This window comes from Streptomyces murinus, assembly GCF_002154555.1.
GTDB classification, from domain to species: domain Bacteria; phylum Actinomycetota; class Actinomycetes; order Streptomycetales; family Streptomycetaceae; genus Streptomyces; species Streptomyces murinus.
In genome coordinates, this window is the sequence record NZ_MUNF01000291.1 from 1 (window position 1) to 3,347 (window position 3,347).

At 71.6% G+C, this 3,347-nt stretch carries 3 protein-coding genes and 1 pseudogene; 3 read left to right on the plus strand and 1 reads right to left on the minus strand.

From position 1 onward, the window contains the following. Nucleotides 1–124: 124 nt before the first annotated feature. Together CCN72_RS18410 and CCN72_RS18415 are read left to right on the plus strand one after the other, a co-directional pair. Nucleotides 125–1,268, plus strand: a pseudogene (locus tag CCN72_RS18410) (adenosine deaminase). 32 nt (nt 1,269–1,300) lie between these two features. After that, a complete protein-coding gene (locus tag CCN72_RS18415; protein WP_086808465.1) occupies nt 1,301–1,984 on the plus strand; it encodes a glycerophosphodiester phosphodiesterase in 684 nt (227 codons plus the stop codon). Here the strand turns inward: CCN72_RS18415 and CCN72_RS18420 are convergent. Beyond that, nucleotides 1,981–2,475 carry a hypothetical protein gene (locus CCN72_RS18420; RefSeq protein WP_086808466.1) on the minus strand — a complete coding sequence of 165 codons (495 nt, stop codon included), beginning with the start codon at nt 2,473–2,475 and terminating at the stop codon, nt 1,981–1,983. The two genes, CCN72_RS18415 and CCN72_RS18420, sit on opposite strands and share 4 nt — an antisense overlap. Before the next feature lie 169 nt (nt 2,476–2,644). Between CCN72_RS18420 and CCN72_RS18425 the strand changes: the two genes are divergently transcribed. Beyond that, nucleotides 2,645–3,347, plus strand: a 703-nt coding sequence (locus CCN72_RS18425; protein ID WP_086808467.1) for a GNAT family N-acetyltransferase, incomplete at its 3' end; no start/stop codon positions are given.

A 3,347-nucleotide genomic window follows, 5' to 3' on the forward strand; every position in this document is an offset into this window, starting at 1 on the left:
CGCCCACCCCGGGCGCACGGTTCCTCCACCCCGCGCCACCTGTTCCCGCCCAGGATCCGCGCGGCCGCCCGCCCGGTCCGCGCGGGACCTCCCCTCGGCCGTGCCCCGTCCCTGCCCGCCTACGATGTCCTGTGACGATCAGCCGATCACCCGCGCCGCGCCCGCAAGGGCCCGTCGGCGCCCTGCCAGGGGAGGCCCCCTTGTCCGCCAGTTCCGTACCCGCCACCGGCTCGGCCGACCGCGACCTGCGCGCGTTCATCACCGGACTGCCCAAGGCCGAACTGCATGTCCACCATGTGGGCTCCGCCTCCCCCCGCATCGTCTCGGAGCTGGCCGCGCGGCACCGCGACTCCAAGGTGCCCAGCGACCCCGAGGCCCTCGCCGAGTACTTCACCTTCACCGACTTCGCGCACTTCATCGAGGTGTATCTGTCGGTGGTGGACCTGATCCGCACCCCGGAGGACGTCCGGCTGCTCACCTACGAGGTGGCCCGCGACCTGGCCCGCCAGCAGGTGCGCTACGCCGAGCTGACCCTCACCCCGTTCTCCTCCACCCGGCGCGGCATAGACGAACGCGCCTTCATGGAGGCGATCGAGGACGCCCGCAAGAGCGCGGAGGCCGAGTTCGGCACCGTGCTGCGCTGGTGCTTCGACATCCCCGGGGAGGCCGGACTGCGCTCGGCGGAGGAGACCGTGCGGCTGGCCACCGACGACCGGATCCGGCCCGAGGGCCTGGTGTCGTTCGGGCTCGGCGGGCCCGAGATCGGCGTGCCCCGCCCGCAGTTCAAGCCGTTCTTCGACCAGGCCATCGCGGCCGGGCTGCGCTCGGTGCCGCACTCCGGCGAGACCACGGGCCCGCAGTCGGTGTGGGACGCGCTGAACGAACTGGGCGCCGAGCGCATCGGGCACGGCACCAGCTCCGCGCAGGACCCGGCGCTGCTCGCGCACCTCGCCGAGCGGCGCATCCCGCTGGAGGTCTGCCCGACCTCCAACATCGCCACCCGCGCGGTGCGCACCCTGGACGAGCACCCGATCCGGCAGTTCCAGCAGGCCGGGGTGCTGATCACGATCAACTCCGACGACCCGCCGATGTTCGGCACCGACCTCAACAACGAGTACGCGGTGGCCGCCCGCCTCCTCGACCTGGACGAGCGCGGTGTCGCGGACCTCGCCAAGAACGCGGTGGAGGCGTCCTTCCTGGATCCGGCGGGCAAGGCGCGGCTCGTGGCGGAGATCGACACGTACACCGCAGGACGGCTCGCCGGCTGAGGCACACCACGATCCGCACCACAATGGGGGCCATGCAGACCGTGACCGCCGTGGCCCACCGCGGCGACCCCTACCGCTTCCGTGAGAACACCCTCGACTCGCTGCGCTCCGGTCTCGACCGGGGCGCGGACGCCGTCGAGTTCGATGTCCGGCTCACCCGCGACGGTGTGCCCGTGCTGCTGCACGACGACACGCTCGAACGGCTGTGGGAGGTGGCACGACCGCTGAGCACGCTGTCCGCCGAGGAGGTGCGCGGGCTCACCGACGGCGGGGTGCCGACGCTGGCCGAGGCACTCGCCGTGACCGGTGACAGCCGGGTGATGGTGGATCTGTGCGGGCGGGTGACGCGGCGGACGATGGAGCCGATCCTGGACGTGATCCGGCAGAGCGGGGCCGGGGACCGGGTGTACTACAGCGCGGGCGCCGAGACGATGCTCACCGTGCGCGCCGCCGACCCGGCCGCGGAGATCGCGCTGACCTGGACGACCCTGGCCCCGCCGCGCCCCGCCCTGCTGGCCGCGATCAACCCCCGCTGGCTCAACTACCGCTTCTCCCTGGTCGACCACGACCTGATCACCCATCTGCACCGCACCGGCCGGCTCGTCTCCGTGTGGACCCCGGACACCCGGCGCTCCCTGCGCCGGCTGATGGCCCTGGGCGTCGACTCGATCACCACGAACCGCATCGAGGTCCTGCACGATCTGCGGTCCCGTTAGGCCAGCGCCTCAAGGCGTTTGATCTTCGTGCGGAGGACGTACAGCGGGAGGACCCCGAAGACGCCGAAGGACATGTCGATCAGGCTCCACCAGAACGGGATGCCGCGGATCGGGCCGCAGATGAGGGCGAGGGGCACGATCCCGGCGCAGGCGATCATGCCGAACTCGATCACCCAGATGTTGCGTACCGGGTCGCGGTAGGGGCCGTAGAAGGCGACCGCGATGACGAGATGGGCGAACGCCAGCCAGTCCGTGCCGTAGAGGACGAACGGGTACTTCGCGTCGACGGCGTCGAGCCCGTCCCGCACCCGCGCGATCCAGCCCATCAGGCCGGGCAGCAGATCCGGCACCCCCAGCGCCCGCAACACGCTCTCCGTCCAGTGCAGTTCATGCACCAGCGGGAACGCGGTGGCCCCGCTCAGCACCAGGCACACCACGAAGAAGACCAACCAGCGGCGAATGCCCTTCAGCAGGGCGGCTCTGTCGCTCATGGGCAGAGCGTAGCCCTGAATTGAACGCGTTCAAAACCCAGGGGACGCGATCGCCGGGAGCCCGAACGACCGTCAATCACGCCCCACTCCCCCATATGCCTGTACATTTCGGACCACCGTTTCGAGAGGTGGTCGCCGAGCGCCCCCGCCGGGAAGGACGGATCCGTCGATGTCATCAACTCCGGTCGGCAGCAGGGAGATCCGAGGATTCCGGGCCGGTGACGGGCCGCCACTCGTGGCCGCCTGGTGCCGGAGCGCGCCGGTCGATCCGATCACCCCGGACCGCTTCCGCACCCTCGTACTGCTCGACGCCAACTTCGACCCCGAGGGGCTCCGGGTCGCCGTGGCCGGCGGGCGTCTCCTCGGCGCCGCCTACGCGGTGCGCCGGCTGACCCCGCTGCACGGCACCGACCTGGAGCCGGAGCAGGGCTGGATCCCGTTCTTCTTCGTCGACCCCGCCGCCCGCGGGCAGGGCCTCGGCCGGCTGCTGCTGACGGACGCCCTGAACTGGCTGCGCGCACAAGGCCGTACCACCGTGGACTTCTCCTCCTACACCCCGCACTACATCCTCCCCGGACTGGACGCCGCGACCTATCCGGAGGCGGCGAAGCTCCTCGACTCGCTCGAGTTCCGGACGCTGTACGAGGCGGCCGCGATGGACCGCTCGCTCGTCGGCCACCGGATGCCGGACGCCGTGGCCCGGCGCCGGGACGAACTCGCCTTGCAGGGCTACCGGTTCGGCACTCCGGCCGACGACGACCTGGTGGAGCTGATCGCGCTCGCCGGGAACCACTTCACGCGGGACTGGGCGCGCGCGATCCGCGAATGCCTGGCGGGCGGGGCTCCGGCGGACCGGATCGTCGTCGTCCGGG

Coding starts and splice junctions, on each gene's coding strand:
- CCN72_RS18415 (WP_086808465.1), top strand. CDS start 1,301: ATGCAGACCGTGACCGCCGTGGCCCACCGCGGCGACCCCTACCGCTTC.
- CCN72_RS18420 (WP_086808466.1), bottom strand. CDS start 2,475: ATGAGCGACAGAGCCGCCCTGCTGAAGGGCATTCGCCGCTGGTTGGTC.